This is a genomic window from Mesorhizobium sp. P5_C1 (genome assembly GCF_054049815.1).
Genome location: NZ_JBFULQ010000489.1, coordinates 1 through 4115 on the forward strand (window position 1 = coordinate 1; position 4115 = coordinate 4115).

General features: G+C 59.6%; 3 protein-coding genes. All 3 read left to right on the top strand.

Going from position 1 to position 4115, the window contains the following annotated elements; all coding sequences use genetic code 11:
- Nucleotides 1-468: substrate-binding domain-containing protein (locus ACXJ7R_RS26400; protein ID WP_457154393.1), on the top strand; the 468-nt coding region annotated here is incomplete at its 5' end.
- 359 nt (nt 469-827) lie between these two features.
- Nucleotides 828-2276 carry a TolC family protein gene (locus ACXJ7R_RS26405; RefSeq protein ID WP_457154395.1) on the top strand — a complete coding sequence of 483 codons (1449 nt, stop codon included), beginning with the start codon at nt 828-830 and terminating at the stop codon, nt 2274-2276.
- A gap of 39 nt (nt 2277-2315) precedes the next feature.
- Nucleotides 2316-4115 (top strand): ABC transporter transmembrane domain-containing protein (locus ACXJ7R_RS26410; protein ID WP_457154394.1); only part of this gene is annotated, 1800 nt, incomplete at its 3' end.

Below are 4115 nucleotides of genomic sequence, written 5' to 3' on the forward strand. Positions count from 1 at the left end.
CCCGGCAGACTGGGCATCCTGGTCGGCAACCATCGCTACCGCTGCCAGGAGATGAACGAGAGCGGCTTCCGTTCCTATTTCCGCGAACATGCTCCTGGCTTCACGCTGCTRGAGCCGCTGCTGACCTTCGAATCCAGCGCCATCGCCCAGGAAATGACCGAAAAGCTGCTGAACGAAAATCCGGATCTGTCTGGCCTCTATGTCGCCGGCGGCGGCATCACCGGCGCCATGGCGGCGCTGCGCTCCACCGGTCGGGCCGGCAGCGTCGTGGTCGTCGGCTATGAACTGATGGACACGACCCGCGCCGCACTTCTCGACGGCACGCTGACCTTCGTCATTTCGCACCCGCTGGCCCGCATCGCCCAAGAAGCGCTGGCCGGCATGGTCCGCGCCGTCTCGGCCCCGAACGAAGGCGGCAACTTCACGACGATCCTGCCCTTCGAGATCTACACCCGCGAGAACATCTAGTTCACGGCGCCGTCGCAATCCTTGATCCCCCGAAAAGATTGCCGCAACAGCGATCTGCCTTCGGTTTGGTCGCAAATAGCGGCTATCCCTGCTTGATTCTCCCTGCCTTGGTTAACCACCTTCCGTTTTTGGTCCTTTTCCCAACTGACAGCGTCAGGATACGATCGCAGGGGGTCTATGCTTATGTGCCATTTTTGCTACATCTAACAATCTTGTCGCCTGAATCATCGATTTAGCAGGAGCTAATTCAATAATTCCTCACACATTTCGTGAAACTGTGGATAGTTCTCGGAGGCAGGCCTTGGCTTGGCGTAGCGCTCTCGAATAAGGGTGCTGGGGGAAACTTTAGGGTGGGTTATATGAATAAGACAAGCATCTCGGCCGTCGGCAAGCGCCTTGGTCTTTTGATGGCGGCTACAATGCTGACTTGCGCGAGTGCTCATGCGCTCACGCTCAAGGAGGCGATGGCTGTCGCGGTGGAATCCAATCCCGAGATTGGACAGGCAATTGAAAACCGCGAAGCAATCGAGTTCGAGTTGCGACAGGCCAAGGGCCTTTATCTTCCCAGTGTCGATGTCGAGGCATCGGCTGGAGTTCGTCGCCTCGACAATACGTCCCGGCGCGCACTGTCGATAGAGGACGATTCGCTCTATCCGGCGGAAGCGGATCTGGTGGTCACACAGAAGCTGTTTGACAGCGGCGCGCGGCGGGCGGAATTGAACCGCCAGGCATCGCGGGTCGACGGAGCGTCCTTTCGGGTGCTGGAACGCTCGGAATTCATCGGGCTGTCGGTCGTCCAAGACTACCTTGAATACATGCTGCAGGCTTCGATCGTCGCCGAAGCCAAGAAGAACCTCGGTTTCCATCAGGCGATACTCGGCGACATCCGGCAAGGCATCTCGGGCGGGGCGCTGAACGAGGCCGACCGGCAGCAGGCCGAAGAGYGTCTGTTCGCAGCCCAGGCACGCATGCAGGAGGCGAGCGAAGAACTGGAAGCCTCCAGGATCCGGTTCTTCAAGACCGTCGGCAAACCGCTGGTCAATGCTTCGCGGCCCGGTGATGTCGCCGCCGCACTGCCGAGGTCACTTGACGATGCGCTGGGCCTGGCACGACAGAACAATCCACGCGTTCACATGGCCACCAGCGATATCGCCGCTGCTGCTTCCATGGTGGATGYGGCCCGGGCGAAATACGGCCCCGAAGTTTTGGCCGAAGGCCGTGCCAGGGGAGGGTATGATATTGACGGCGACAATGGCGACGCCAGTGACCTGCAGGCGCGTCTGGTGCTGCGTTGGAACCTGTATCGAGGCGGCATAGACAAGGCCAATGAACAGGAGCAGATCCGCCGTGCCAGCGAACAGCGGCTTGCCTATCACCAGGTCTTGCGTGAGATCGAGGAGGCTGTCCGCACATCATGGGATCGCCGTTTCCGGCAAGCCGACCTGGCAAAGACGCTCAGGCTGCAAGCCGCTTCCAGTGAAAAGCTGGTTTCGTCTTACCGCGAGCAATTCAAGGTAGGGCAACGGTCGCTGCTCGACGTGCTCGATGCGCAGAATACCCGGTTCAACACGGCAACGCTGGCGGACACAGCATCCTATGCATCGCTGTTCGCCCAATACCGACTTCTGGCCGCGACAGGTCAATTGCTGAAAACGATGGGTCTTCAGCCGGCAAAGCAAGCGACGGCCTATGCACGATCCGAGTTCAACGCACCAGAAACCGCGGACACTGAAACCTATGCGCGGACGCCATCGGAGCAGAAAAACGACCTGCCTTTCGATATCCTTGCGCCAGTGAGGAAGAAGTAGGACGGTGCAGGGTCCAGCGAGGGTCCTTACGGGCATATCGTGAACCAGCAACCCAACATCCTCTCCCCCAAGGAGGCATTCAAAGCCTGCTTTTCAGCGGTCGCCGGCTATCTTGGCAGGCCGAGCGCCGAGACAGTGCTGTTTGCCGGGGTGCCGATTTCAGAGACGCGAATTGAGGTGGAGGATATTCGGCACCTTGCCGAGCGCATCGGCCTCGAGGTCAAGGACGTCAGTCATCGCGATTTCCTGCGCGGGCGCGTCGATCTGCCCGCCATTCTGTTTCGCGCCAGCCAACTGCCTGTCGCCCTGCTCGCGGAGATTGAAGCGGGCGAATACCTGACTGCGCCCCAAGAAGACGGCCGCACCACGATCAGCAGATCCGAGCTGGCTGCCAGCTATATCAGCGGCGGCGCGTCCTTCTCGATCACCTATGCCAATGCCACCGAGGCGATGAAGGTCGGCTCGGCACAGAAGATCGAAAGGCGCCATTGGCTGACGGGGACGATGGGCGCCTTCTGGCGCACCTACTCGAAAGTCGTCCTTGCTGCGATATTCATTAATGTTCTGGCCATTGCCTCACCCATCTTCACGATGAACGTCTACGACAGGATCCTGCCGAACAAGGCAATATCCACACTGTGGGTTCTGGCCATCGGCATCGGCGCCGTCATCCTGTTCGATCTGCTTTTGAAGACGGCCAGGGCTTCCCTCATCGACTATGCCGGGCGCAAGGCGGATCTTCGGATATCGTATCTTCTGTTCGAAAAAGTGCTGAACTCGTCACTGTCGGCGCGTCCCGACTCGACCGGTGAATACGCAAACCGGGTCACGCAATATGAGTTCGTCAGAGAGTTCTTCACCTCGAACACCATCAGCGTGTTCATCGACACGGCATTCGTCTTCGTCTTTCTTCTCGTCATCTATGCGATAGGCGGCTGGCTGGTGATCATACCGGCGCTGGCCTTTGTGATGTCCGTCATCGTCGGCTTGATTACCCAGCGCCGCATCGGCAAGCGCGTCGCCGCCTCGATGAACGAAGCTTCGCAACGCCAGGCCCTGCTGGTCGAATCCATCTCGACGCTGGAGACGATCAAGTCGCTGCGCGCCGAGGCGTATCTGCTGCGAAAATGGGGAGAGCACTCCAAGAACGCCGCCAACACGTCCGAGAAGATCAAGCAACTGTCGGCGGCCGCAGGCAACATAACCCAGTCGATACAACAGCTGGTGACAGTCGCTCTTGTGGTGGCCGGCGCTTACGCCTTCTCGGAAGGGCATGTTTCGACAGGAGCAATCATAGGAACGGTCATGCTGGCGAGCAGGGCGGTGGCTCCGCTCGGCCAGATCGCCATCACGCTGTCCCGGTTTCGCCAGGCCATGCTCTCGCTGAGGATGGTGAACTCGATCATGGAGCAACCGGAGGACCGGCCGGACACGGTGGGTTTCGTCAACCGACCCATTCGCAACGGGGCGATGGCGTTCAGGAATGTCGGGTTTGTCTATCCCGGCGCGGAAAACGAGGTTTTGACCGGTCTGAATTTCACGGTGAAGCCGGGAGAGCGGATCGGCATCATCGGTCGCATAGGATCGGGAAAGACGACGATGGGTCGGCTGGTCGGCCGGCTGTTCCTGCCGACCTCCGGTGAGCTGCTGCTGGATGGGATCGATATTCGCCAGTATCACCCGTCAGAAGTTCGGGCCGCTGTCGGCATCGTTGCGCAGGCTGGCGATCTGTTCTCGGGGACCATCAAGGAAAATCTCCTGATGGCTTGCCCGGAGGCTACCGATGAGCAGATCATCGACGCGGCAAAGGCGGCTGGCGTCGACGATTTCGTCTCACGC